This is a genomic window from Luteitalea sp., assembly GCA_009377605.1.
In the GTDB taxonomy this organism is placed as follows: Bacteria; Acidobacteriota; Vicinamibacteria; order Vicinamibacterales; family Vicinamibacteraceae; genus WHTT01.
In genome coordinates, this window is the sequence record WHTT01000033.1 from 1 (window position 1) to 23,686 (window position 23,686).

At 64.2% G+C, this 23,686-nt stretch carries 24 protein-coding genes; 12 read left to right on the plus strand and 12 right to left on the minus strand.

Annotation, left to right across the window (positions count from 1 at the left end; translation table 11 throughout):
• The 3 genes from GEV06_12890 to GEV06_12900 all read right to left on the minus strand — a co-directional run.
• On the minus strand, positions 1 to 1,025 hold a 1,025-nt coding region (locus GEV06_12890; GenBank protein MPZ18792.1), incomplete at its 3' end, for a transcriptional regulator.
• 188 nt (positions 1,026 to 1,213) lie between these two features.
• Positions 1,214 to 2,179, minus strand: a complete 966-nt coding sequence (yvcK, locus tag GEV06_12895) for a uridine diphosphate-N-acetylglucosamine-binding protein YvcK (protein MPZ18793.1) — start codon at positions 2,177 to 2,179, stop codon at positions 1,214 to 1,216.
• Positions 2,180 to 2,408: 229 nt separating this feature from the next.
• Complete coding sequence (locus GEV06_12900) at positions 2,409 to 3,122, minus strand: hypothetical protein (GenBank protein MPZ18794.1); 714 nt, start codon at positions 3,120 to 3,122, stop codon at positions 2,409 to 2,411.
• Positions 3,123 to 3,251: 129 nt separating this feature from the next.
• Here GEV06_12900 and GEV06_12905 point away from each other — a divergent pair, with 129 nt between their 5' ends.
• The 5 genes from GEV06_12905 to GEV06_12925 all read left to right on the plus strand — a co-directional run bounded on the left by GEV06_12905 (position 3,252) and on the right by GEV06_12925 (position 8,322).
• Positions 3,252 to 4,004 carry a hypothetical protein gene (locus GEV06_12905; GenBank protein MPZ18795.1) on the plus strand — a complete coding sequence of 251 codons (753 nt, stop codon included), beginning with the start codon at positions 3,252 to 3,254 and terminating at the stop codon, positions 4,002 to 4,004.
• Positions 3,980 to 4,912, plus strand: coding sequence for a TPM domain-containing protein (locus tag GEV06_12910; GenBank protein MPZ18796.1), 933 nt, complete (start codon positions 3,980 to 3,982; stop codon positions 4,910 to 4,912). The genes GEV06_12905 and GEV06_12910 overlap by 25 nt, the downstream gene beginning before the upstream one ends.
• Before the next feature lie 33 nt (positions 4,913 to 4,945).
• Entirely contained in the window at positions 4,946 to 5,506 is a 561-nt protein-coding gene (locus tag GEV06_12915; protein MPZ18797.1) for a LemA family protein, read from the plus strand.
• Positions 5,507 to 5,723: 217 nt separating this feature from the next.
• Positions 5,724 to 7,277, plus strand: coding sequence for a hypothetical protein (locus tag GEV06_12920; GenBank protein ID MPZ18798.1), 1,554 nt, complete (start codon positions 5,724 to 5,726; stop codon positions 7,275 to 7,277).
• Between the two features lie 10 nt (positions 7,278 to 7,287).
• The gene (locus GEV06_12925; protein MPZ18799.1) at positions 7,288 to 8,322 is read left to right on the plus strand and encodes an alpha/beta fold hydrolase; all 1,035 of its coding nucleotides are present in this window, start codon (positions 7,288 to 7,290) and stop codon (positions 8,320 to 8,322) included.
• Positions 8,323 to 8,402: 80 nt separating this feature from the next.
• On the opposite strand, the gene GEV06_12930 is transcribed toward GEV06_12925, so the two are convergent.
• On the minus strand, positions 8,403 to 9,131 hold the full coding sequence (locus GEV06_12930) for a DUF72 domain-containing protein (protein ID MPZ18800.1): 729 nt from the start codon (positions 9,129 to 9,131) through the stop codon (positions 8,403 to 8,405).
• A gap of 98 nt (positions 9,132 to 9,229) precedes the next feature.
• Between GEV06_12930 and GEV06_12935 the strand changes: the two genes are divergently transcribed.
• Positions 9,230 to 9,952 (plus strand): ATP-binding cassette domain-containing protein, encoded by a 723-nt coding sequence (locus GEV06_12935; GenBank protein ID MPZ18801.1) that lies wholly within the window; start codon positions 9,230 to 9,232, stop codon positions 9,950 to 9,952.
• 103 nt (positions 9,953 to 10,055) lie between these two features.
• Here the strand turns inward: GEV06_12935 and GEV06_12940 are convergent, their stop codons facing one another.
• Positions 10,056 to 10,379, minus strand: coding sequence for an RNA-binding protein (locus GEV06_12940; GenBank protein ID MPZ18802.1), 324 nt, complete (start codon positions 10,377 to 10,379; stop codon positions 10,056 to 10,058).
• 169 nt (positions 10,380 to 10,548) lie between these two features.
• Here GEV06_12940 and GEV06_12945 point away from each other — a divergent pair, with 169 nt between their 5' ends.
• The 4 genes from GEV06_12945 to GEV06_12960 all read left to right on the plus strand — a co-directional run bounded on the left by GEV06_12945 (position 10,549) and on the right by GEV06_12960 (position 14,200).
• Positions 10,549 to 11,244 (plus strand): hypothetical protein, encoded by a 696-nt coding sequence (locus tag GEV06_12945; GenBank protein MPZ18803.1) that lies wholly within the window; start codon positions 10,549 to 10,551, stop codon positions 11,242 to 11,244.
• 53 nt (positions 11,245 to 11,297) lie between these two features.
• On the plus strand, positions 11,298 to 11,600 hold the full coding sequence (locus GEV06_12950; GenBank protein MPZ18804.1) for a hypothetical protein: 303 nt from the start codon (positions 11,298 to 11,300) through the stop codon (positions 11,598 to 11,600).
• Between the two features lie 115 nt (positions 11,601 to 11,715).
• A complete protein-coding gene (locus GEV06_12955) occupies positions 11,716 to 12,573 on the plus strand; it encodes a hypothetical protein (GenBank protein ID MPZ18805.1) in 858 nt (285 codons plus the stop codon).
• Complete coding sequence (locus GEV06_12960) at positions 12,536 to 14,200, plus strand: M28 family peptidase (GenBank protein MPZ18806.1); 1,665 nt, start codon at positions 12,536 to 12,538, stop codon at positions 14,198 to 14,200. Before GEV06_12955 ends, GEV06_12960 begins: the two co-directional genes overlap by 38 nt.
• 16 nt (positions 14,201 to 14,216) lie before the next feature.
• On the opposite strand, the gene GEV06_12965 is transcribed toward GEV06_12960, so the two are convergent.
• The 4 genes from GEV06_12965 to GEV06_12980 form a co-directional block, all read right to left on the minus strand.
• Positions 14,217 to 14,498, minus strand: coding sequence for a hypothetical protein (locus GEV06_12965; protein ID MPZ18807.1), 282 nt, complete (start codon positions 14,496 to 14,498; stop codon positions 14,217 to 14,219).
• Positions 14,498 to 15,109, minus strand: coding sequence for a redoxin domain-containing protein (locus GEV06_12970; GenBank protein ID MPZ18808.1), 612 nt, complete (start codon positions 15,107 to 15,109; stop codon positions 14,498 to 14,500). The genes GEV06_12965 and GEV06_12970 overlap by 1 nt, the downstream gene beginning before the upstream one ends.
• A 57-nt stretch (positions 15,110 to 15,166) precedes the next feature.
• Positions 15,167 to 15,943, minus strand: a complete 777-nt coding sequence (locus tag GEV06_12975; GenBank protein ID MPZ18809.1) for a hypothetical protein — start codon at positions 15,941 to 15,943, stop codon at positions 15,167 to 15,169.
• Between the two features lie 61 nt (positions 15,944 to 16,004).
• Positions 16,005 to 16,898: a sigma-70 family RNA polymerase sigma factor gene (locus GEV06_12980; GenBank protein ID MPZ18810.1), complete on the minus strand. Its 894-nt coding sequence runs from the start codon at positions 16,896 to 16,898 to the stop codon at positions 16,005 to 16,007.
• Between the two features lie 36 nt (positions 16,899 to 16,934).
• Between GEV06_12980 and GEV06_12985 the strand changes: the two genes are divergently transcribed.
• Together GEV06_12985 and GEV06_12990 are read left to right on the plus strand one after the other, a co-directional pair.
• Entirely contained in the window at positions 16,935 to 20,297 is a 3,363-nt protein-coding gene (locus GEV06_12985; GenBank protein MPZ18811.1) for a hypothetical protein, read from the plus strand.
• A 155-nt stretch (positions 20,298 to 20,452) separates the two neighbouring features.
• Positions 20,453 to 20,977 (plus strand): acyl-CoA thioesterase, encoded by a 525-nt coding sequence (locus tag GEV06_12990; protein ID MPZ18812.1) that lies wholly within the window; start codon positions 20,453 to 20,455, stop codon positions 20,975 to 20,977.
• 7 nt (positions 20,978 to 20,984) lie between these two features.
• Here GEV06_12990 and GEV06_12995 read toward each other — a convergent pair whose 3' ends face one another.
• The 3 genes from GEV06_12995 to boxB all read right to left on the minus strand — a co-directional run bounded on the left by GEV06_12995 (position 20,985) and on the right by boxB (position 23,683).
• The gene (locus GEV06_12995; GenBank protein ID MPZ18813.1) at positions 20,985 to 21,245 is read right to left on the minus strand and encodes a 4Fe-4S dicluster domain-containing protein; all 261 of its coding nucleotides are present in this window, start codon (positions 21,243 to 21,245) and stop codon (positions 20,985 to 20,987) included.
• 43 nt (positions 21,246 to 21,288) lie between these two features.
• Entirely contained in the window at positions 21,289 to 22,077 is a 789-nt protein-coding gene (locus tag GEV06_13000) for a helix-turn-helix domain-containing protein (protein MPZ18814.1), read from the minus strand.
• Positions 22,078 to 22,258: 181 nt separating this feature from the next.
• Positions 22,259 to 23,683, minus strand: a complete 1,425-nt coding sequence (gene boxB, locus GEV06_13005) for a benzoyl-CoA 2,3-epoxidase subunit BoxB (protein ID MPZ18815.1) — start codon at positions 23,681 to 23,683, stop codon at positions 22,259 to 22,261.
• Positions 23,684 to 23,686: the final 3 nt, after the last annotated feature.

The window sequence follows — 23,686 nt, forward strand, 5'->3', positions numbered from 1 at the left end:
CCTTCAGTGAAGAAGAGGATGTTGTACTGGTGCCGATCGGTATTTCCGATGAGGGCACCGAAGGCATCGAGCCATCGAAGTCGGCGAGCGCCTTCATCGGCGAGACGCCCAGCACCTCTGAGTAACACGGCGGCCCGCGCCCATGCATCGGCTAGATCGTCGTGAATAGCCGCCAGACTCAAAACGGCAATACGCCCGCGGACCCCTACGCGATCAAATCGCTCGCTCTCTAGGCACCAGTGGGAAGGGGTCTCGACGATGTTCGTACGCGCGGCAGATATCCCGCGTGAACACACGACGAGGAGTGCGAGTGCTTCGAGGATGAGCAGATCACACCAGCGCCTCGCGACTCTATCGGCCGCCCCTCCTCGCGCAGCAAACTTGACGAGCATGTGCCGTCCGTCAACGAGCACGCCGAATTTTGGCCGCTCGCCACCGGCTGATGACCCGGGAGGGTGACCCGCGATCGTCGCTTCAGCGAGCGCTGGGTAATCATTGCGGGTTCTGGGAACACTCTCGAGTGCTTGCCATCGGGCAAACGATTCATCGCCAACGATAAGGTTGCCAGGCCAATCCTCTCCGCGCCGGGACATCGCGCTCAGAATGTGGTGATCAGACCAATCGGCCAATCGCGGCGGTAGCCGGAGGTCGGCGTGAATGGCAGCAAAGTGTCGGCCTAAGAATCCCGACGGGCGCTGGTCAACGAGCTCTATCGGAAGCCCGTTCGAAACCGTGCCGGCGGGCATCCAGACCGACTGACGTGCCACCAATGTAGTGACTTCGCCTGCTGAGACAGCAGTCCCGTTTTCGGTGACTCGAACAAGCGGAAAACGCGAACCGTCGAGGTTTGGCCACGCTTGCCGCAACGCATACTGCGTCGCACGGCCGCGCCCGATTCGCATAACGTCGGGCCCAGCGTCCCGTACCATGCGCATGAGCGTTGCCGGCGAGACACCGAGCCGCTCTCGGAGGTCGGATGCGTGGAGAACGCCGCGGCTCAGCTCGCGTGACACGTTGCTGGTCATGAAACGATTGTACAGCGGCCGTGTGGCGGTTTCGTGCGCCACATAGCGACATATCGCGTCCTGAGTGAAACGATACTTGAAACGATTTATGCAGCTAGTCAGCTGCCCTTGCTGGGAAACTGGGCGTGAAGCAGCTCGAACCCCTGAGCTGGCGAGCCGGACTTGAATCGGCCCGTCCGCTCCTTCGCTTACGAAAGGAGGCGGCGGCCGAGCACCGTCCAGACCGCGTACGCCAGCCGGCGACGCTCGTGGCGGGCAATGCCCCTCGTCCAGAAGGCGCCTTCCACCACTTCGCAGCCCGCAGGGACATCCCCAAGGAGCAGTGGTTCTTTGTGCTCGGCCGCATAGCGTGCGAGCACGTCTGGTGACGGACGAGCCGAGTTGAAGATGACCGCGTCGATTGGGCGACCCAAGACGTCGGCAAGACGCGCGACGGCCTCACCCGCGCTAAAGCCGCGCATCCCGCTGCCCTCGGTGAGCAGGTTCGCCACCAGGATGAGCGGCGTCCGACGCGCTGCCAGCGCTTCGCGCACGCCGCGCACGAGGAGTGTCGGCATCAGGCTCGTGTAGAAGCTCCCGGGCCCGATGATCGCGGCGTCGAGCTCGCCGATCGCCTTCTCCGTATCCCGATGAAGACGAACGGCCGGGTCGAGCCACACGCGCTTGACATAGCGACCGCGCGCCTGCCCCTCGTCTACCTCGACCTCCCCGGAGGTGATCGTTCCATCGGTGTATTCCGCACAAATGCTCGCGCGATCCGTGCTGACAGGCCACACCCGCCCCTTGCAGCCCAGCACCGTGCGTAGACCGTCGACTGCTGCGAGGAAGTCTCCACTGTACTGCTCCATCATCGACAGCAGCAGGTTGCCGCCGGTGTGCCCCCCGAGACGTTCGTGCTCGAGCGTCGGCAACCGAGACAGGAGGACGCGCCGTGCTTCCGGTTCGTTGCGTGCGAGCGCCAGGGCGCACCTCAGCACGTCGCCCGGCGGCAGCACGCCGAGCTCGTCTCTGAGGACACCCGAGCTGCCGCCGCTGTCGAACGTGGTGACGATAGCGCTGACGCGCAGCCAGGGATTGCGCTTGAGACCGCCAAGCAGGCTGGGCAGGCCAGTTCCGCCCCCGAAGCAGCCAACATGCAGCTCGCGCAGAAGCATGACCCGATTCTGGCCGAGTCGGGGCGAAAAAGGAACCACCACGAAGGTTTTCACCACGAAGGACACGAAGATCACGAAGGAAGGATTTCTTGTATTCTTCGTGTTCTTCGTGCTCTTCGTGGTGAAACGGGTGCCTATTCAGGCGGAAGGCGCCCGGTTCCTTTTTACTTCTCGGAAATGGCGAGGTAGACCGCGAGAGGAATTAGCAATGCGGCCGACACGCAGGCAATCAGCGCCAGCCGGATGCTCGCCGGGTCGAAGCGCGCAAACCAGCCGATGACAGCGGTGCGCACGTCCGCAAGCAGCGTCGCATGAGCGCCATCAGATCCTCGTGCGACGCGAAGCGATCGAGCAGCTTGTTGCGCAGCTCCGTCTGGCGGTCCACGACCTGGCGCCAGCGCCGGTGGTCGAGCGCCGTCTTGAGGATCCAGAGGATGCCACCGGCGACGACCAAGAAGATGCCGAACGGGATGAGAACCCCGAACATGCTCTCCCAGAATCGCTGCATCGCCGCCCGCGGATCCTGACTGCGCCAGATCGACTCGGCGTCCCCCACGAAGAAACGGAGGTCCCGCGACACTTCGGGATGCTGTTCCAGGAAGGAGCCGAGCTCGGGATACGGCGACAGGTACTCCGTATTGGCCAGCAGCGTGGGATCCGCATTGAGCACCTGCGAGACCGAGGGTGGCAATCGCCCCAGCAAGTCCTGGAGCTGCTCGCGGGTGCGTTGGGCATCCTGCGCCGCGCCCCGATCTCGCAGAATTTCAACCCGCTTGAGTGCTTGCGGCTTCCGCTCGGGGAGCTCCTGGCCAGACGCAACGCCCGGCGCGGCAAGGACGACGGCCAGGGCAGTAGCCGTGAGTCTGCTTACCGTCCCCCCGCCCCGCCTTTTACGGCCGTCTCGTTGCCGCCCAGCGCTCACTAGGCTCACAAAGTGGCCCATGCTCAGCTCTCCTCCTCCCTCCACACGCCCCACCTCGATGTCGGACTTCCATTCGAGAATACGGGCGGCGCCTGCCGTGGTTCACAGCGAGAAACGGCTGGGGTGAGCGGCGTCCAGTACAATGAGGTGATGTCTCTATCCTCGCTGCACCCAACGGTGCGCCGCGCTGTGGACGTCTTGGCCGCCGATCTCGCCAATATCTTTGGTCCGAGGCTCCAGGTCCTGCTCGTGCACGGTGCGCATGCTCACACCGGTGACCCTGCCTCCACGCCGCCGCCGCAGCCGGTCGAAACCCTCGCGCTCGTCGACAGCCTCGAGTACGGCGACCTTGCCGCGTGCGCCGACCGGGCACACACGTGGCGGGCACGGAACCTCGCCATGCCTTTCCTGCTGCCGGCGATCGAGTTCCACCGGGCGCTCGATGTCTTTCCCGTGGAGTACGGCGACATCATCGCCAATCACGTGGTGGTGTCCGGCCGCGATCCATTCGTCGGCCTCGCCGTCCTTCCAGACGACCTCCGGCGAGCGTCTGAAGTGGAGGTGAGGGGGCACGCAATCCACCTCCGCGAGGGCTTCCTCGAGACTGGCGGCGAGGCCGAACAGGTAGCCAGGCTGTTGGTGGCCTCTGCTTCGCCGTTTGCGAAGCTGTTGGGGACACTGGCACGGCTCGGCGGTCTGGAGACGTCGGAGCCGGAGGCGCTCGCCGGTCATCTCGAAGCGATGACCGGCCTGTCTGCATCGGTCGCGGGGCGTGTGCTCGCGCTCGAACGCGTTCCTCAGCTTGCGCCGGACGAGGCGGTTCGGTTGTTCCCGCCCTATCTCGATCTCATGCAAGCGCTGACCCGCTTTGTCGACTCATGGTCAATCGCACACAGTCGGTAACGCCCGGCGCGCCGGCGACCGCTTCCTCGACCCCGTCCTCGACCCGGTCCTCGACCCCGTCACGGGGGCGGAGCCGCGGGCTGTTGTTGGCGCTGGCCGTTCTGCTGCAGCTGACCAGCATGCTCGCGGCCAGGGGCGTGTCCGGCGCGCAGGCCGATGACACCGCTTCTCCCCTACCGCTGCTCACGGAGCCGGTCAACGACTTCGCGCATGTCATCGACGCCGCGAGCGCCGGCGAGCTCGACCGGCTCAGCCGCTCGGTACAGGAAGCCACCGGTGACGTCATCATCGTAGCCACCGTTCGCACGGCCACGCCGAGATTCGCCGATATCCGTGAGCTTGCGGTCGAGCTGTTCGAGAACCATGGCCGCGGCATTGGCGACAAAGAGCAAGACAACGGGCTGCTGCTGGTCCTCGCCGTAGAAGACAGGGAGGTCTGGACCGAGGTGGGCTACGGGCTCGAGGGCGCAATTACCGACGGCTTTGCCGGCGAGACCGCCCGCCAGTACATGCTGCCGCACTTCAAACACGGTGCGTACGGCGCCGGCCTCGTGGCTGGCGTGGAACGCTACATCGATCGCATCTCCGAAGAGCGCAAGGTCGACGTTGACCGCAAGCCGCGCGCGAAGCCACTGCCTACCGCTGGGGGAACGCGAATCCCATGGTTCCCTCTCGTCTTTTTCCTGCTGTTCTTGCTGAACGGCCTCACGCGAGGGCTCTCAGGGCGACGCCGCTATTACGGTGGCCACCGCTCTGGACCATGGAGCGGATGGCCCGGCGGCTTCGGCGGCGGGAGCTGGGGAGGAATGGGCGGCGGCTTTGGCGGCGGAGGCTTTGGCGGTGGCGGCGGCTTTGGGGGCTTTGGCGGCGGCGGCAGCGGCGGCGGCGGTGGTGGCGCCCGCTGGTGATCGTCCGTTCTTGTCTGGACGAGGGAGAATGATATGCACACGTTGAAACAGACGATGGCGGTCGTGCTCGTCAGCGTCGTGATGATGGGCCTCGCGGGCTGCTCGTACAACCGGTTCGTGTCGGAACAGGAAGCCATCAAGGGCGCCTGGGGGGAGGTGCAGAACCAACTTCAGCGCCGGAACGATCTCATCCCGAATCTCGTGGAGACGGTGAAGGGCTTCGCCGCACAGGAGAAGTCGGTGCTGCAAGCCATTGCCGACTCACGCGCGAAGCTGGCGGGTGCGCAGACGCCGAGCGAGACGATTGCCGCCGCCAACGAGCAGAGCTCCGCCTTGTCCCGCCTGCTCGTCATCGTCGAGAACTATCCGCAGCTCAAGTCCGATCAAACGTTCATGCGGCTGATGGACGAGCTCTCCGGCACAGAGAACCGCATTGCGGTGGCGCGGGGGCGTTACAACGAGCAGGTCACCGCCTACAACCAGCTGCGCCGCAGGTTCCCGGCGAATATGACCGCCCGCGTCTTTGGGTTCGAAGAGTATCCGTACTTCGAGGCTCCAAAAGAGGCACAGCAGGCGCCGAAGGTAACCTTTTGAGGTGAGGGGTGACAGGGTGAAAGGGTGACGGGGTGAAAGAGTGACGGGGGTGACTCGGTCATCGGGGTAAGCAGCCAAGGACCTTGCCAGCTCGTGCAACGCAAGGCTAAAACGCCGCCATCTGCGTTCGAACAACCCAGTCACCTTGTCACCCGGTCACCTTGTCACCTTGTCACCCGGTCGCCTTGTCACCTTGTCACACCCCCCACCCCTTTCTATGCGTCTCGTTGGTGTCTGGATCGCGGCGCTCCTTGGCTTCATCGTGCTCGCGACTGCCAACTCAGCCGGGTACCGCTACGGTTTGTCCGATCAGTTGTTCTACCTGCCTTCGGTGCTGCGCGCTCTGGATCCAACGCTCTTCCCACGCGACTCGATACTGCTCGACGCGCAGAGCACGCTGATCCTCTCCGATCAACTGCTCGCGTCCGTCGTGCGGATCACGCACGCATCCCTGCCCATCGTGATGCTGATTGGTTACGTGCTGACGCTAGCGCTGTTGCTCGCGGCAGCGATGGCTTTTGCCCGTCCGTTTCTGGTGTCTGGATGGAGCATCGCAGTCTTTGGCGCGGCGCTGACGCTGCGGCACCGTATCGCGGAGACGGGCGTCAATACGCTGGAAGGCTACTGGCACCCTCGGATTCTGGCGTTTGCCGTCGGGATTGCCGCCCTTGCCGTCGCGGCAAGGAAAAAGCGGACAGGCCCCTTTTCGGTTGGATCAAGTCCCGAAAAGGGGCCTGTCCCCTTTTTCCTTCTTTTTCCCCTCGTGCTGGTCGTGGCGGCGGGCCTGATCCATCCCACCACCGGCCTCTGGTTCGCAGTCTGGCTATTCGTGATGCTGTGGATCAACGAGCCACAGCTGCGGCGGCCACTTGCCGTGGTTGGCATCGTGTGCATCGCCGGTGCGATGTGGGCCCTGGCTGCTGGGCCGCTCGCTCGCAGGCTGACGCCGTTCGATGCAGCATGGGAAGCGGCTGTTGCCGGCAAGGACTACATCTTCCCCACCCGCTGGCCGCCCGAAGTCTGGGCCCTACACGCGGGTTGCGTCCTGTTGGTCGTGCTCATCTGGCGGATCCGTCTGCGGCGTGGGCTCACCCACGCCGCAGAGTCAGGCCTCGTGATGGGCTGCCTTGCGCTCGTCGTCATCTTTCTCTTGTCGCTGCCCTTCATTGCAGCGCGTCTCGCGTTCGCCGTGCAGCTCCAGGTGTCGCGCGTGCTCTGGATGGTGGATTTCCTCGCCACGCTTTACCTCGTGTGGTGGCTGGCGGAGGGTATGCGGCGTAGCCGTCCGCGGCTCCTGTTCACAGCCGTGCTCCTCGCCTCGATGGCACGCGGCCTGTACATCTTGAACATCGAGTTTCCGGATCGACGCTTCGCCCAGGTGGACCTGGAGCCTGGTCCGTGGCTCGACGCGGGTCTCTGGCTCCGCACACACACGGCGGGCAACGCGCATCTGCTGGCCGATCCCGACCATGCGTGGAAGTACGGCGCGAGCGTGCGGCTCACGGCAGAGCGTGATGTGCTACTGGAGGTGGTCAAGGACACCGCAGTGGCGCTGTACGCTCGCAACGTCGCGGTGCGTGTCGATGAGCGCATGATCGCGACCCGACGCTTTGCCTCGTTCGATGAGACGGCATTCTTGCGCCTTGCGCGCCGCTACGATCTCGACTACCTCATCGTCGATCGGAAGCTGGAGCTCCCTGCGGTGTACCGCAACGAGCGCTTTCACGTCTATGACCTCCGCCAGGTGCGGAATCTGACCCTGATACGATGATCGGTCGCCTATGAACGCGTCGCCCGATCGTCTGCCGCCGCGTCCCTCGTGCCAGCTTCCCGTCTACGTCCCCTCCGTGCGCTGGAGGGGCGGGCACTGGATGACGGTCTACGTCTGGGCGCGCCGGCGACGTCTCCCAAGCTTGCCACCAGCGGAGGTGCGGTACTTCGATGTTGCACCGGACGCTCGGGTCCTGGCGCACTGTCACTGGCAGATCGACCGTGCGGTACACCCCACCCTGGTTGCCCTGCACGGTCTCGAAGGCTCGAGCTCTGCACACTACATGTGCGGCATGGCTGACAAGGCATTCGCGCGCGGCTTCAACGTCGTGCGCTTGAACCAGCGCAACTGCGGTGGCACCGAGGCGCTCTCGCGCGGGCTCTATCACTCCGGTCTGACCGCTGATGCCAGCTTTGTCATCGACGAGTTGATGGCGCGTGACGGGATCTCGGCGTTCGTCGTTGCCGGCTACTCACTCGGCGGAAACCTCGCCCTCAAGCTGGCCGGCGACTACGGCGCTCGGCCGCCGACAGCGTTGCGCGCCGTCTGCGCCGTGTCACCGACGATGGATCTCGCGACATGCGTGGAGGCGCTCGAGCGCCGCGAGAACGCAGTGTACGAGTGGAATTTCATGCGGAAGTTGAAGACGCGGCTGCGTCGAAAGGCGCGGCTCTTTCCGGATCTGTACGACGCGCGCCCGCTCCAGCACATTCGGACGATTCGCGGGTTCGACGACCAGTACACCGCGCCACACCACGGCTTTCGAAACGCCGCGGACTACTATCATCGTGCGAGTGCTCTACGCGTCATCGCACGCGCTCGGGTGCCGACCTTGATCATCTCCGCTGCCGATGATCCGTTCGTGCCCGTCGATCAGTTTCGCGATCCGGCGATCTCGGGCAATCCGTGGATCACGTGCCTCCTCACGCCACACGGCGGGCACTGCGCGTTCCTCAGCGAGACCACGACGGATCACGACGGCTATTGGGCGGAACAAGCGATCGTCGAGTGGGCCGATTTCCACACGCGAAGCGCGCGTCCGTAGCGCAGGCCTTGAGGCCTACCCACCTCCGCGAGGAGAAAGCCCGCCGACCACACACATGTTGGCAGGCCTCAAGGCCTGCGCTACGCGCGCGCGCTGAGCTCGCTCAGGATGCGCATCAGCTCGCCGGCGAACTCCGGCCCCTTGCCGGCCTCTTCGTGCTTGAAGTAGACGTACGTTTCGCGCCACGTCGCCGCGGAACCCTCGACGACAGACGCCCAGCGCGCGAGGTCGGCCGGCGCGTAGCCTTCATCGCGGAGCCGGAGGTATCCATAGTCCGCCGTGGAGACGATGGGCGTGTGTCGTGTCTCGCTGTCCGCGATGCACAGCGCGAGGTTGCGTCCCCGCAATCGCGCGTACACGTTCTCATCGAGCCACGACTCGTGCCGAAACTCGAACGCCGCCCGCACACCCGGCGGCAGCGTGTCCAGGAACGCGTCGAAGAGATCCAGGTCACACCTGAGGCTTGGCGGCAGCTGGAACAGCAGAATCCCCAGCCTCGGGCCGAGGGTCGCGGCGGCTCCACAAAACGCCTCCACCAAGCTGGCGCAGTCCTTGAGCCGCTGGTCATGGGTGATGCGCCGCGGTGCCTTCAGCGTGAACCGGAAGCGCTCGGGCACCCGCTCTGCCCAGCCGGCGAGGATGCGGGCACTGGGCAAGCGATAGAAGCTGTAATTGATCTCGACGGTCGGGAGGCGCGCCGCGTAGTAGGCGAGCATCTTCGATGCCGGCAAGTCGCCAGGATAGAACGTTCCCTTCCACTCCGGGTAGTTGTAGCCGGACGTGCCAATCCAGCAGGAACCTGGTACCATGCGTCATTGTGGCACGGTTGCCACGACGCCGCGGGCCGCCCCACCCGCGGGTGAGCCGCCTTGCCACGCGGATGAATCGCGAGAGAGAGGATACATCTATGTTTGGCCGTTCACGCCCTGCTCCGGTCGACACCCTGTCGTCGGAGCAAACGCCGGGCGCGCTCATTACGCTCCAGCACATCGAGAAATACTTCCAGCATGGCCCTGGTCGTACCTACGTCCTGCGACGCATCACGGTCGATATCCGCGAGGGCGAGTTCGTCTCCGTCATGGGACCGTCGGGCGCAGGCAAGTCGACCCTGTTGCACATCCTCGGCATGCACGACAGCGATTGGAGCGGCGACTACTGGTTCGTTGGCCACCCGGTCCACGCCCTGAGCAAGAAGGAGCGCGCCGAGCTGCACAAGGCGTACATCGGCTTCGTGTTCCAGAGCTACCATCTGCTGGATCACCTGACGGTGTACGAGAACCTCGAGCTGCCGCTCTCCTATCGGAACGTCAAGAAAGGCGAGCGCGACTCCATCGTCTGCGATACGCTGGACCGGTTCCAGATTGTCGGGAAGAAGGACCTCTTTCCAAACCAACTGTCCGGTGGCCAGCAGCAGCTCGTCGCCGTGGCACGTGCGGTGATCGCGAATCCAAAGCTGATCCTCGCCGACGAGCCGACCGGGAATCTCCACTCCGATCAGGGCCGGGAGATCATGGAGCTCTTCAAGCGCCTCAACTCGGCGGGCACAACCATCGTGCAGGTCACGCACTCGGAGACGAACGCCTCGTACGGCGATCGCGTCGTCAATCTGAGGGACGGCTGGATCGTCTGATCGCTCCAGCGTCGACTCCGCCCGTGGCGTGCTCAAAGTGAGCAACCGCGGTGTCGTCGCCAGCCCGGCTGCAACGCCGTGTAGCGGCTCGCGTGTCCGAGGTCTACCAGCGAGGCTCCCGGCGGCCACCGCGCGACATCTCGCCGTCCCCCCAACCACCTCGCGGGCCGTTGTGCGCCGGCTTTGGCCGAGCTTCGTTGACGACCAGCGCACGCCCGTCGAGCTGATATTCGTGGAACTCGGAGATAGCGCGTTGCGCATCTTCGGCAGAGGCCATCTGCACGAACGCAAAGCCTCGCGCACGCCCTGTGGCAAGGTCGCGCATCACCTGGACGTTTTCGACCATGCCTGCACGACTGAACAGGGCGCTCAGCTCTTCGTCGGTTGTGCCGTACGGTAGGTTCCCCACATACAGTCTTTGAGCCATCGGATCCGATCCTGCTTCACGTGCGCGAGTTATCGTCTCGTGGCCACGGCCGCGCGCCCGACCGGGACCACATGCTGGGGATTGCAACCTGATGCGCAGTGCGGGCGAGAATAATGACAACTCCCACTGGGGCCAAGTCGAAGGTTCTTGGGGGGAGTATACCAGTATCGTGAGGAAACGTCGATCCTCCAGGGAGATTCCGCTCGCGCCGCCACCGCTGGCGCGATTCACGCGCGCCGAGCGCCATCTCATCCGGCTCCTGGGCACGCCCCGCCGCGTGCAGCAGTTCCTCAACGGCCTCAGCTATAACACAGAGCTCAACGGCGAGACACAGCAGAGCTTCCGAGGTGTTGTGCGCGCCAGGCGCGTCCATTGTCTCGAGGCTGCATTGTTTGCCGCCGTCGTTCTCGAACAGCGCGGCGTTCCACCGCTGCTGATGAGCCTCGAGTCAATTGACAAGCTCGACCATGTGTTGTTTGTTTATCGGGCGCGAACCGGCTGGGGCTCCATCGCCCGCTCGCGAGATCCTGGTCTGCACGGCCGGCGACCCGTCTTCCGCACGGCACGCCAGCTGGCCTTGAGCTACGTGGATCCGTACGTCGACAAGACAGGCCGGATCACCGGGTATGGCCTCCTCGATCTCCGCTCCTTGGGCCAATACGACTGGCGGTTTGCCACGACCAACGTCTGGAAGGTAGAGCGGGCGCTCATCAATCTCCCACACCGGGCGATTCGCTCGTCTGATAGGCGGATTGATCGCCTCCGGCGCGCCTACTTGGCCTTCATCGAGGCTTGTCCGGGCCAGAAGCCGGTGGACTACGCCGGTCGCGACGCCTGGACGCCCATTCCTCGGATCTTCACGTAACCTGTATGATCGAGGGAGGTACGGATGGGCCGTACCTGATGGGTAGAACGCGTATGGCTCCACTCGCGTCGGAATTCACCTCCGAGTGTCCGTGTTGCGGGGCGACGCTCACGATCGACGCCAATCTCAAGCGCGTCGTTGGTCACGTCGTGCCGGAGCGCGGCGACAGACCCGAGCTCGATCACGCTCAGCGGATCCTCAAGGAAGAGGCTGCGCGTCGCGAAGCAGCGTTTCAACGGTCGCTCGAAACAGAGCGGACGAAGGGGGATGCCCTCTCACGCCGGTTCGAAGAAGCCCTTCGCCAGGCGCAGAAGGAACCTGTGACGCGCCCCGAGCGGGACTTCGATTTCGAATAGGAACGGACGAAGGTGGCAAGGTGCGGAGGGGTGACAAGGTGACACGGTGAGGGGGTGACCAGGTGAAGGGGCCGTTCGCGGTGCGTAGAAAGGGCCTTCGGCTACGGTCGGATGCATGGGCGCCCCTAACGCACACCCCCGACAACCCAGTCACCGTGTCACCCCATCACCTTGTCACCCTGTCACGCCCCGCCGCTGGCGCCTCGCCCCTGATCACGCTGTGGCTCGCCTGCGCATCGCGACGTACAACATCCACCGCTGCTGCGGCCTCGATCGGCGCACGAGCCCTGAGCGCATTGCGGAGGTGCTCCAGAGCACGCGCGCCGACGTGATGGCCCTGCAAGAGGTCATCGGCGCGAGCGCGTCGCACGAGGGACACGCAGCCTGGCTCGGCGCGGCACTGGGCATGGGCTGGGTCATGGCCTCGACGCGAAGACGCCGGGGGCATCTCTTTGGGAATGCCGTCCTGAGCCGGTTCCCGATTCAGCATCACACACAGTACGACCTCTCCTGGCATCAACACCGCGAGCCTCGCTGCTGCCAGCGGGCAGACATTTCAGTCGATGGCCCGCTGCTCCACTTCTACAACGTTCACCTTGGCACGTCGGTCCTGGAGCGCCGATATCAAGCCAGACGACTCGCCACGTTCGTGAACGATCAGCGCGTCTCGGGCCCCAAGCTCGTGCTGGGTGATTTCAACGAGTGGCTTCGCGGCCTTGCCACGGCAACACTGTCTCGCTTGTTTCAGGGAGTCGACATCTACGCCTTTCTGCGCCGGAGGCGCACCTACCCCGGCCTGTTTCCGCTCGTACACCTGGATCACATCTACTACGATGGCGCCATCGAAGTGCTCGATGTGGAGCTGATACGCACACGGCTGGCGCTGGTGGCGTCGGATCACCTGCCGCTCGTCGCCGAGATCCGTGTGCGCAGCGATGCAACGGAACGACCCAGGTCAGGCGTATCTGGGTGACAAGATGCCATCTCGTCACCATGTCATGCAGTCCCTCCTCGTAGTGGTCGCGGCCGCGCTGCTCCTCGGTACAGGGCAGTCCCGGGCACGCCCGTCAACGACGTATCCCGGGCTCGAGCAAATCACTGCCGCGGATCTGCGCAGCTACCTGGCATTCATCGCGGCTGACGAGCTCCAAGGACGAAACACGCCCTCGCGCGGCCTCGATACGGCCGCCCTTTACATCGCCTCGCACCTCTCGCGTTGGGGTGCCAGGCCCGCTGGTGACGAAGGCAGTTACTTTCAGCGTATCGCCCTCGTCGAGCACCGTGTTGATCGCGATAGATCGCGTGTGGCGCTTGGAGACCGCGCCTTCACCTACGATGACGATTTCCTCGCGGGCGGCACGTCGGGCCAGGCGTCCGGCCCCCTCGTTTACGTCGGCCACGGCTACATGATCAAGGAGCGGGGGCTCGACCCGTACGCCGGCCGCGACATCAAGGGAAAGATCATCGTCGCACACGAGTCGATGCCGAGCGGCGTCAGGCGTGCCGACCTCAAAGGCAAGCAAGGCGTCGACTGGGACGATCCCATGAGCGCCGCCGAGCGCCTTGGCGGCGTTGGCGTGGTCTATCTCCCATCCTATCGGACGCTGACCTCCTGGCGCCGGAAGGCCGATGAATCGACGTATGTCGTCGAGAAGCTCCCGAGCGAACAACCGGACGATATCCCGTCGATTACGGCGTCGCCGGGCTTGTTGGGCGCGTTGTTCGATGGTGAAGAAGCGACAGCCGAAGAGGTGCTCGCTGGCGCCATCTCCCGAAAGCCCGAGAAGCCGTTCGCGCTCGACGCGCACAAGATCTTGAGCATCACCGTCGCGCTGACGAGCCGCCCCGCACGAACGCAGAACGTGGTGGCCGTGGTGGAAGGAAGCGACCCAGCGCTGAGACAGGAGTACGTCGCGCTCGGCGCCCACTACGATCACGTGGGCGTCGGCACCGGCTCGGGCGACATCATTTACAACGGTGCTGACGATGACGGCTCCGGCACGGTGGCGTTGCTATCGATGGCAGAGGTATTCGCGACTGCTCCGCGACCGAAGCGATCCATGCTCTTCACGTGGCATACGGGTGAAGAGCGCGGTCTCTGGGGCTCCGACTACTTCACCCGTTTCCCGACGGTGCCGCTCGAGCAGATCGTTGCGCAGCTGAACGTCGACATGATTGGCCGCAGTCGCAAGCCGGGCGACACGCACCCCGCCAACAAACACCTGACGGGGCCCGACTCCACCTACGTGATCGGCTCGACGCTGATGAGCAGTGAGCTCGAGCGGCTCAGCCGGCGCGTCAACGCAGGGCTCTTCAACCTGTCGTTCGACTACAAGTACGATGCACGTGGCGATCGCGAGCGTTTCTTCTACCGGAGCGATCACTACAACTACGCCAAGCACGACATCCCCGTGATCTTCTACTTCAGCGGTCTCCACGAGGACTATCACGACGTCGGCGACTCGGCCGACAAGATTGACTATACGAAGATGGAAAAGATCGTGCGAACGATCTACGCAACCGCGCGCGCCATCGCAGACCTGCCGCACCGGCCGGCCGTCGACAAGGCGCTCCCGGAGCACACAACCGACGAGCGGTAGGAAAAGGGGACAGGCCCTAACCCTCTTCTTCGTATTCTTCTTCGCCTGTGGGATTGATGCGCGTGGAGGGACGAAGCGACTCGCGAAAATCGTACAGCGGCAGGCCGGTGACGTGGAGCGTGGACGGACACTGCGGGGAACGTTCATCGACGACGACAACGACGGGACTGCCCTCGACGCCCTCGCGAAACGTAATACGGCACCCGCAGGCCAGACGCGCGTGAGTAAACCCCTTCAGCATCGCCTGTTCATCATAGCACCAACCAAGCCCAGGGGCTCTGCCCTCGGCTGGTTCCATCACAAGAGTGCCTCGATCACCTGCTGGAACGGCTTCTCACCCGGAAAGCCCATGAATCGCTTGCAGACCGTGCCATCCCGCGCGAGCAGCACCGTGACTGGAATACCGTAGAGCGGGCCATACGCGCGCTCCAACTCAGCATCGCCGGTGCCCTGGAGCACGGGGTAGTTCATCTCGTATTCCTTCGCGAAGGCCTTGATCGGCTCCATGCTATCGTCCTGAACCGAGATGCCGACAAAGGTGAAATCTTTGTCACGATAGCGTTCCTGGAGCTCGACGAAGATGGGGATCTCGTGTCGGCAGGGCCCGCACCACGTCGCCCAGAAGTTGATGGCCAGGACCTGACCGCGGTAGTCGGCCAACGTGACACGCTTGCCATCGATGTCCGGGAGCGTGAAGTCCAGCTGGGCCGGCTTTGGCTCCGCGTTGCACACCGCCGGCAACGCCGCGGTCGATCTGGCCGTCGTGTCACTGCTGCCGCCAAGCGGCAAGAAGGGTACCGCCGCCAACCCCAGTCCCAGGGCGCCGAGCGCCGCAATCATCCAACGCTTCTTCATGGTCAACCTCAGATGTGACAGACGCCTGGGCGAGGCGTCCCTCCATTCCACCATCGTAGGGCACGTTCGCCGAACGCGCCGTGTTCGTTCCCAGACCGACGCCTTCTCGACTCAGAAACGGACCGCTGCTTCATGGCGCGCCCGCACCAGCCTCGCCTCGAAGTATCGTTTGAGTCGAGCCACCGTATCCGGCGGCAGATCGGCAACGAGCGCGTACGTGCGGTGTCCGTCCGACCAGGTGCGCGCACGCTGTCCCAGGATGGAGAGATTCGCGGACGGCGAGTCGGCACCCGGCAGCACGAAGAGTGACACATCGCGATCGTCGATGTTGTATATCGCGTGCGCCAGCTGCCCGCGCATATACAGGCAGCGCCGTAAGCAAATAAATCGCGACTCTCCGCCCGGCGGCGCCGCCGGCACGGCAACATGCCAACCGTAGGTGCGCGCAAAGCGTGCGGACGCATCGGCGGGCGCCTCCGCATCTTCCGATGATTCGCCTGAGAACGTGCGGCACTTGACATGGTCGAGTGCGAGCTGCGCGGCGAGAACCCGGCCCGAGACACCGGTCAGTCCGTAGAGCGCCACGCCGCCCAGCGCGAACAGCAAGCTCGCGGCCAAGGTCGTCGGAATCCACAGCCGTCGACGCACGGCCGCCGATCCACACGTCAACGCCGAACAGCGGGTCACGAGCTCGTCGGGCGCCGCCGACCGGAGGCGCGCGGCGCGGGAGCGCAGCAACGCCCGGCAGCCGGCCTGCGCACGCGCGGCGTCTCGGCAAGGCGGGCACTCCTCCAGGTGGCCTTCGATCTCGGCCTGAGCGTCCGACGGCAACTCCCCATCGACAAACGGGGCCAGGCGCTCCTCAATCTCGCGACATTTCGACATCATTCCTTTCCAACTCGTTAAGACGCGCCCCGAGCCCTACAGGTCCCCTCACCCTGTCACCCCGTCACCCCCTCACCCTGTCACCGTTCACCCCCTGCCGTGCCTCCCGCTGGCGCATCAGGGTTTCGTACAGCAGCCGCCGCCCCCGGGCGATTCGGGACATCACGGTGCCCACAGGCACCGCCATCACGCCGGCAATCTCAGCGTAGGTCAGCTCCTCGACGTCGCGGAGCCAGACCGCCTGCCGAAAGACGTCCGGGAGCCGATCGAGTGCCTCCTGCAGGTCCGCGTCGAGCGTCTCCCGGAGCAGCCGGTGTTCCGGATCGTTGTCGGCCATACGGGTGGCTTCTGCATGCTCGACGACATCGCTCGCAGTCTCGACGGGGTTGCGGGCGGCGCTCCGGCGGAGGTTGCGATGTGCGTTGTGCAGGATCGTGAAGAGCCACGCCTTGAGGTTCGTGCCGGGCTCGAAGCGCGACACAGCCTGGAATGCTCTCAGATAGGTCTCTTGCACGAGGTCTTGGGCGGTCTCGCGATCGCCTGCGAGCCGCAACGCGGTGCCGTAGAGGCTGTCGAGGTGTGCGAGTGCATCGGCGCGAAACTGCTCGTCCCGTGAGACCTGCCGATCCTCGCGTCTTCCCAGCCGCAGCACCATAAGTCGGGTCGGACCGTGCGCGGCGGCGCCGGCACGCATGATCCCGGGCGAGCCCTCAGTATATTCGGAGTAACGCCACCAGGGGGCGTCGCAAGAGGCCTTTGAGCCCCTCATCGTGCGGCCGACTGTGTCCGCAGACGCCCGGAGGGCGGAGGGCGGAGCGCCGCGCGGAATGTGGGCGACCTGGCGCCTGCAAGGGACATTTCTGTGGCCCCCCAACCACACCACCCAGCCCGCCGGGCGCTCACATCGACGGCCGCCCCTGTCGGCACATCGGCACGGCTGTTGCAGCCATCCGGCCATCACAACCGTTGCTTCCGGGCCATCCAACCAAGTACGATGACCGTATCGTCATGCGGCACCTGCTGCGCAGGCGCCAGAGTGTTACGCGAGGTTGATGGCTCCGCGTTAGGATGCCTCCGAGGTGTCGCCATGCGGCAAGATCCACGGCGTCGATTGACATGGTTGGTCTCCTGTGCGGTGACCGGATGGCTCGCGGCCACCGGCGTGGCGCAGGCGCAGACGGTTTTCGCCCCCTATCAAGGCACCGGCGATCGCGTGTCCTGCGCACTGTCCGGTCCCGTGAGCGTCGGCCACGCCACGGTCCGCGGCCAAACGCCACTCGTCCCGTACTACGGAAAGAATGAGATCAAGTACGACAAGTTCAGGTGGCACACCTACACGACGGACCACTTCGAGATCTTCTACTATCCGGAGATCGAGCCTCACCTCGAGCGTGTTGCGAGCTACGCGGAAAGCGCGTACCAGCACATCAGCTCGGAGCTGAAACATGATCTCGCGATCAGGGCGCCGCTCGTCCTGTTCAAGACACACGCCGAGTTTCAACAGCAGAACATCATGCCCGGCGGCGTTCCAGAGGGTGTGGCCGCGTTTGCCGAGTCCCAGCGCAACCGCATGGTGCTGCCGCTCGACTATCCGCCCGATCAGCTCTACGGCCTCATCGTGCACGAGCTCACGCATCTCTTCGAGTACGACATCATCCCTCGCTCGCTCGTGCGTCGCGGCCACCCGCTGTGGGTAGACGAGGGGCTGTCCGATTACATGCGCGGCACCTGGGATGCGCTCGACATGATGACGGTTCGCGATGTCGCCGTGGCGGACATCGTCCCGAAGATGACCAAGATGGAGTCCTATGGAATGTTCGGTGGGCGGACTCCTTACAATCTCGGGCACGCGGTGTTCGAGTTCATCGAATCGAAGTGGGGGAAAGAGGGCATCCGCCAGTTTCTCTTCTCGCTCCGAAAGAGCGTCATCGGCGGCGGCGAGAACGCCTTCGAAGAGGCGCTCAGTGTCTCCGACGATGAGTTCGACGATCAGTTTTCGAACTACCTGAAGGATCGCTTCAAGCCGTTTCGCGACAAGGAGCGGCCCGAAGACTACGGTCGCGACTTGTCGCCGGACCCGGAGGACACGAGGTACACCGGCGCGATTTCAATCGAGCCTGCGCCCTCGGGCGAGCTCGTGGCCGCGGCGGTCGGCAATCGGAAGGATCAAGAGCTCGACATCATCCTGCTGTCGACGAAGGATCGGCAGGTCGTGCGCAACATCACACAAGGATTCGACAAGGACAGCGGGTACGAGTACATCGCGCTCCCGAACGCACGCGGGAACACCGTGCCCTGGATGGCATGGAGCCCGAAAGGGGATCTCATCGCCTACTTCGCCCGCACGGAAAAGCAGCGGTCGCTCATCCTGCGCAATGTCGTGACGGGAAAGGCAGAGAAGCGCTATTACATCGACTCCGTCGACGCGCCGGAGTCCCCGGCCTTCTCACCGGACGGGAAGACGCTTGCGTTTGCGGGCCTGCGCAATGCCGTGGGAGATCTGTTTCAAATCGACCTCGCGAGCGGTAAAGTCAGCCCTCTCACGACTGACGCCTTTGCCGACTTCGCGCCGGTCTTCGCACCCGACGGCAAATCCATCGTGTATCTCTCGCGCATCAGCGGAAACGACAAGCTCTTCAGGCTGGATCTGGCATCCAAGAAGCGTACGCAGCTCACCTTCGGCACGCACGACGAGGGCGGTGCGCGCTTCATCGACGATCGCACGCTCGTCTTTCCGTCGACGGCACTGGATCCACGCAAGCCCATCGATCCAGAGCTGGCGAAGGACGGCAACATCTACAACATCTGGACGCTGGATCTCTCGACGGACACCTTGCGGCAGTACACCGACGCGCTCACGGGTAATCTCTCGCCCATCGTGTTGCCCGCGACGAAGGAGGATGAGCCGCAGCGTATTTCGTTCATCACGTACTTCAAGGGTGAGTACGGGCTTCACGAGATTCCACTGCGCGATCCAGAGCTCGAGGTGGCGTCGAGCGACTTCGGCGCGCCGGGCCCGGTGATTGATTTCCAAGCGCCGTTGCCGCACACGCTCGTGCCCGCGAACCAGAAGCGCAAGGGGACCTTCGACCGGCTGTTTCTCGAGGGTCGACCTCCGGTGTCCGTGGGCGTCACGAGCGGAGGGGATCTCTTCGGGGGAACGCAGGTCACGTTCGCGGACGTGCTCGGCGACCAGCAGTTCAACTTCTATGCGGCGTCGATCTCGCAGTATCGAACGCTCGCCTTGGGCTATCACAACCTTTCGCGGCGGATACAGTGGGGCGCTCAGGCGTACCAGCAAACGCTGTTCTACTATGGCCTGCAACCCGGCCTCCTGTACGACTCACGGTTCTTGCTGGATCGCGATGCTGCGATCGCCACGCGGACGATGACCGGGGCTTCGCTCTTTGCCTGGTATCCGCTCAATCGTTACCGGCGTCTGGAGCTCTCCGGCGGTGTGTTCCGGTACAACGAAGAGTTCGATGACCCTGGCCTGCAGGACGCCTCCGACGATTTTCAGAGACAAACCTATGGGCGGACGCTCTTCCAGAGCGGGACGCTCGTCCCGCTCGGCCTCACGTTCGTCCAGGAGACCACGATCTTTCGCGAGTTCGGTCCGCTTTCGGGCTCGACCGTGCGACTGGGCTACGAGGTGTCGCCCGGGATCGGGGACACGCTGTCTCGCCAGGCCGTGGATGGCGACCTCCGCTACTACAAGCGTCTCGCCACCACCGGCGTGCTGGCGCTCCGATTCCGCGGCTTCCGGAGCTGGGGCGACGCTCCGGACTTCTTCTTCTACGGCGGTAATTCGGAGCTGCGTGGGTACGACTACCTGGAGTTCGTCGGCGACCGCGGCTTCTTCGCGAACGCGGAGCTGCGCTTCCCGCTCATCGAAGCCATGCTCACGCCGCTCGGCGTCCTCGGCGGCGTGCGTGGAGCCTTCTTTGCGGGCCTCGGTGGTGCGAGCTTCGAGGGCCGGCCCACGACGACGGACTTCGGCCAGCCGTTGAATCTGACCAATCCCGGCTCGGGGTTCCGCTTGTGGGACAACAACACGGAGCAGGTGCGCTCGATCGAGAATTTCGTGGCGGATGAGTTCGGCTTTCCGATCCCCGTCTATGGCCAGCCGCGCACGATTTCCGGCTTCCGGCTCGTCGATGGGCGCGCCTCATACGGAGTGGGCCTCGAGACGTTTCTCCTCGGCTTCCCTGTGCACTTCGACTGGTCTTGGCGTACCCTGTTCAATCGCGATTGGGAGGATGCGCTGTTCCAGTTCCAAGGCGCCCTGGAGGGCAAGAGTGGCAGCGACTGGTTCCGCGAGCCTCGCTTCAGCTTCTGGATTGGCTACGACTTCTAACGGCCACCTCGGCGAGGCGGCCTACCCTCGTGCGCGGTAGGGCGTATTCCCTCGGCATGGTAGGGCGCGTTCTCTCGGGCCACGGTAGGGCGCGTTCGCCGAACGCGCCGTGCTCGCGAGCCCCGATCGCAAAGGTACCCGGTTCCTTTTCCATTATGACTACGCTCACGCCGAAGCGCGTCGACGAGTCCGCCACCGAGATGATTCAGGCGGTGCTCCCCAACGACGCCAACCCCTTGGGATTCATGCTCGGCGGCGCCGTCATGCACCTCATCGACATCGCTGGCGCGATCACCTGCCTCAAACACACGCGGCAGCGCGTCGTCACAGCCGCAGTGGATGGCCTGCAGTTTCTCCATCCCATTCGCATTGGGGATCTCGTCATCCTGAAGGCGCAGGTGACCTGCACGTTCACCACATCGCTCGAGGTGCAAGTGCAGGTCTTTTCCGAAGAGGCACTGACGGGCGTGCGCAAGCTCACGTGCCACGCGTATCTCACATTCGTGGCGGTCGACGAGCACGGGAATGCGGTCCCGGTACATCCGCTGCTCTTGGAAACCGACGAGGCCCACCGCTCGGCGGCAGAAGCCCGAGCACGGCGGGAACAGCGGCTTCGCGCGAAGCAGGCGCTGTTGGCACGTGAGACCGAGATGCTGCGCGCCGCAGACGGACGCGCCTGACCTCGGGCTATTTCTGGAAGTACTGGGCGTTGGTTTCGATGTACTCCTTCCACTTGTCGGGCACCTCGTCGAGCGCGAAGATCGCTTCGACGGGACACGCCGGAACACAGGCGCCACAATCGATGCACTCGTCCGGATGGATGTAGAGCATCGGCGCGCTCTCGAAGTCCGCTTCATCCTTGCGTGGGTGAATGCAGTCCACCGGGCATACGTCGACGCACGAATGGTCCTTCGTGCCGATGCACGGTTCCGTGATGATGTAAGCCACGCTTCCTCCTCTCAGGAACGACGGAGACGGGCTTCGTCTCTCGTCACTCGTCCGCAATGCGGCTTGCCAAATGTCCCAGCCGCCACGAGATTGCCCGCGCCAGCTCCCACGCCGCCGGGACATGGTGCTCGTGCAGCAGATGCTCATCTTCACGGTGGGCAAACAGGCCCACACGCGCGACCTCACGGCCGCTGTAGTCGTAGACCGGCGCGCAGGTGCAATTGAGCGAGTGCACCCGGGAGACCAGCTCCCCCGAGCCGAGCCGGCGCGCGATCTCTGCACTTCGGCGCGCATCCGCGCTCCGATCCAGCTTGACGCAGACGAGCCGGCGCGCGCTCTGTTGATCGGGCGTGAAGTATATCGAGCAGTGCCCAGGCATTGCCTTTCCGTACGCCGTGTACATCGAGACCTCGTCTGCGCCGCCGCTCCACACATACGTGACCTCACCGTCCGGCGGCACGGCAATGAACGTGCGTGCCTGTGTGCGCAGCACGTACTCACGCATCACGGGATATGCGTGGAGCCGAATCTCTGAACGGCCGAGTGCACGAAAGCTGAGGTCGAGCCAGCGCAACGTCAGAAGGTAGCGACCGGTCTCTTCGTCCTGGCGCACAAAGCCGCGGCGCCTCAGCACGCGCAACAGCCGATGCGTCGTCGCCGGCGGCAGTCGAACCTGGCGCGCCAGTTCGGACAAGGTGGCGCCCCTGGGTACGGCGCTCAACGCCTCGCACAGATCCAGCGCCTTGTCGAGCGAGGTCGGCTTCTGCCTCGGCGTCTCCAGCTCGCTCGGGGCCAACCTGGGAACACCATGCATTTCACTATGCGGAATCATTTTCCAAATCCGCTCTCTACTTTATATCGCTTGTGGGCAAGCGCAATCAAGGTTCTTGGTCCCTAGGTCTGGTTCCTGGTTCTTGGTCCTTGGGTCTGCCTCGCTGCCGCCTCGGGAGCGTCGACGCTAGCCCAGGGCACAGCTCGGCGCACCAAGAACCAAGGACCAAGAACCAAGGACTCTAGAGCTCGGTGCGAACGTACTCGAAGTCGACCGGCCGGCGATTGATGCCCTTCGAGGGTGGTGCGATGTAGTTGGCGAAGTTGGAGGGCTCGTAGACGGGCGCCGCCATCAAGCTCCTAATGTACGCTTTGTCTTCAGAAGACGGTAGCCACTCGGTCCGGCGAGCCTCCCACTCGTCGGATTCGATCATGCGACCTTCCGGATCGAAGTGGAAGCCGGCGTAGATGCCAATGTGGCGATTGAACTTTCGGTCAGGTACCCGCAAGCGCTCGCCGATGCCGTGCTTTTCGAGGATGCGATTCCAACGCTCGACACCGGCACGACAGTCGCCGGTGTACCAATCGCGTTGAATCTCGTTCATGGCGTTCCTGAGCGGCACATTGCGGGTCTCGATCGTGCCGTCGACGACCACATCGACCGCGTAGGTTCCCTCCAGGCACTTGTGGTCGGGGTATTTCTCCTCGTACTGCCGCCCCTTGAGACCATTGGCGAAATAGATGGCAGCATTGCTCGAGATCTCGCCGCCGTGGAGATCGAGGCTCATGCTGAACCAGAAGTTCAAGAACTTCTGTAAGGTCGGCAGGTCGATGCCGCCCACGCGGCGAACATCCTCGGAGAAGCCAGCCTGGCCGCTGGTGAGAAGCTGACATGTGCGCTCGATGATGCGCGCAACGCCGCTCTCTCCGACGAACATGTGGTGCGCCTCCTCGGTCAGCATGAACCGCGTCGTGCGCGACAGCGGATCGAAGGCGCTCTCGGAGAGCGACAGCAGCTGTGACTTGCCGTCACGGTCCGTGAACATCGCAAACATGAAGAAGTCCAGCCAGGTGTCAATCGGCTCGTTGAAGGCGTCGAGGATGCGCGGTTTGTCGGCATCGCCACTCTGGCGGTCCAACATCTCCTCCGCCTCGTCTCGGCCATCACGGCCGAAATAAGAGTGGAGGATGTACACCATGGCCCACAAGTGGCGCCCTTCTTCGACGTTCACCTGAAACAAGTTGCGCAGGTCGTACATGCTGGGACAACTGTGGCCGAGCAGGCGCTGCTGCTCGACGCTGGCCGGCTCCGTGTCGCCTTGCGTGACGACGAGCCTTCGCAGCGGGCTGCGAAAGTCACCCGGGACTTCCTGCCAAACGGGGCTGCCGAGAAAATCACCGAATCCAATCGTCCGATCGCGGAGGGGCTCCGCGAGGAAGATGCCCCAGCGGTACTCCGGCAGCTTGACGTAGTCGTAGTGCACCCAGCCTCCGGGATCGACGCTCACGGCGGTTCGAAGGTAGACATAGTGGTGGTCCTGGAAGCCTTCCGGCCCCATGTCGCGCCACCATTCGAGGTACTGCGGCTGCCAGTGCTGAAGCGCGCGTTGCAGCCGCCTGTTCTCGGAGAGGGAGACGTTGTTGGGAATGCGCTCTGCGGAGATCATGTG

Coding starts and splice junctions, on each gene's coding strand:
- yvcK (MPZ18793.1), bottom strand. CDS start 2,179: ATGCTTCTGCGCGAGCTGCATGTTGGCTGCTTCGGGGGCGGAACTGGC.
- GEV06_12900 (MPZ18794.1), bottom strand. CDS start 3,122: ATGGGCCACTTTGTGAGCCTAGTGAGCGCTGGGCGGCAACGAGACGGC.
- GEV06_12905 (MPZ18795.1), top strand. CDS start 3,252: ATGTCTCTATCCTCGCTGCACCCAACGGTGCGCCGCGCTGTGGACGTC.
- GEV06_12910 (MPZ18796.1), top strand. CDS start 3,980: ATGGTCAATCGCACACAGTCGGTAACGCCCGGCGCGCCGGCGACCGCT.
- GEV06_12915 (MPZ18797.1), top strand. CDS start 4,946: ATGCACACGTTGAAACAGACGATGGCGGTCGTGCTCGTCAGCGTCGTG.
- GEV06_12920 (MPZ18798.1), top strand. CDS start 5,724: ATGCGTCTCGTTGGTGTCTGGATCGCGGCGCTCCTTGGCTTCATCGTG.
- GEV06_12925 (MPZ18799.1), top strand. CDS start 7,288: ATGAACGCGTCGCCCGATCGTCTGCCGCCGCGTCCCTCGTGCCAGCTT.
- GEV06_12930 (MPZ18800.1), bottom strand. CDS start 9,131: ATGGTACCAGGTTCCTGCTGGATTGGCACGTCCGGCTACAACTACCCG.
- GEV06_12935 (MPZ18801.1), top strand. CDS start 9,230: ATGTTTGGCCGTTCACGCCCTGCTCCGGTCGACACCCTGTCGTCGGAG.
- GEV06_12940 (MPZ18802.1), bottom strand. CDS start 10,379: ATGGCTCAAAGACTGTATGTGGGGAACCTACCGTACGGCACAACCGAC.
- GEV06_12950 (MPZ18804.1), top strand. CDS start 11,298: ATGGCTCCACTCGCGTCGGAATTCACCTCCGAGTGTCCGTGTTGCGGG.
- GEV06_12955 (MPZ18805.1), top strand. CDS start 11,716: ATGGGCGCCCCTAACGCACACCCCCGACAACCCAGTCACCGTGTCACC.
- GEV06_12960 (MPZ18806.1), top strand. CDS start 12,536: ATGCAACGGAACGACCCAGGTCAGGCGTATCTGGGTGACAAGATGCCA.
- GEV06_12965 (MPZ18807.1), bottom strand. CDS start 14,498: ATGGAACCAGCCGAGGGCAGAGCCCCTGGGCTTGGTTGGTGCTATGAT.
- GEV06_12970 (MPZ18808.1), bottom strand. CDS start 15,109: ATGGTGGAATGGAGGGACGCCTCGCCCAGGCGTCTGTCACATCTGAGG.
- GEV06_12975 (MPZ18809.1), bottom strand. CDS start 15,943: ATGATGTCGAAATGTCGCGAGATTGAGGAGCGCCTGGCCCCGTTTGTC.
- GEV06_12980 (MPZ18810.1), bottom strand. CDS start 16,898: ATGGCCGGATGGCTGCAACAGCCGTGCCGATGTGCCGACAGGGGCGGC.
- GEV06_12985 (MPZ18811.1), top strand. CDS start 16,935: ATGACCGTATCGTCATGCGGCACCTGCTGCGCAGGCGCCAGAGTGTTA.
- GEV06_12990 (MPZ18812.1), top strand. CDS start 20,453: ATGACTACGCTCACGCCGAAGCGCGTCGACGAGTCCGCCACCGAGATG.
- GEV06_13000 (MPZ18814.1), bottom strand. CDS start 22,077: ATGATTCCGCATAGTGAAATGCATGGTGTTCCCAGGTTGGCCCCGAGC.
- boxB (MPZ18815.1), bottom strand. CDS start 23,683: ATGATCTCCGCAGAGCGCATTCCCAACAACGTCTCCCTCTCCGAGAAC.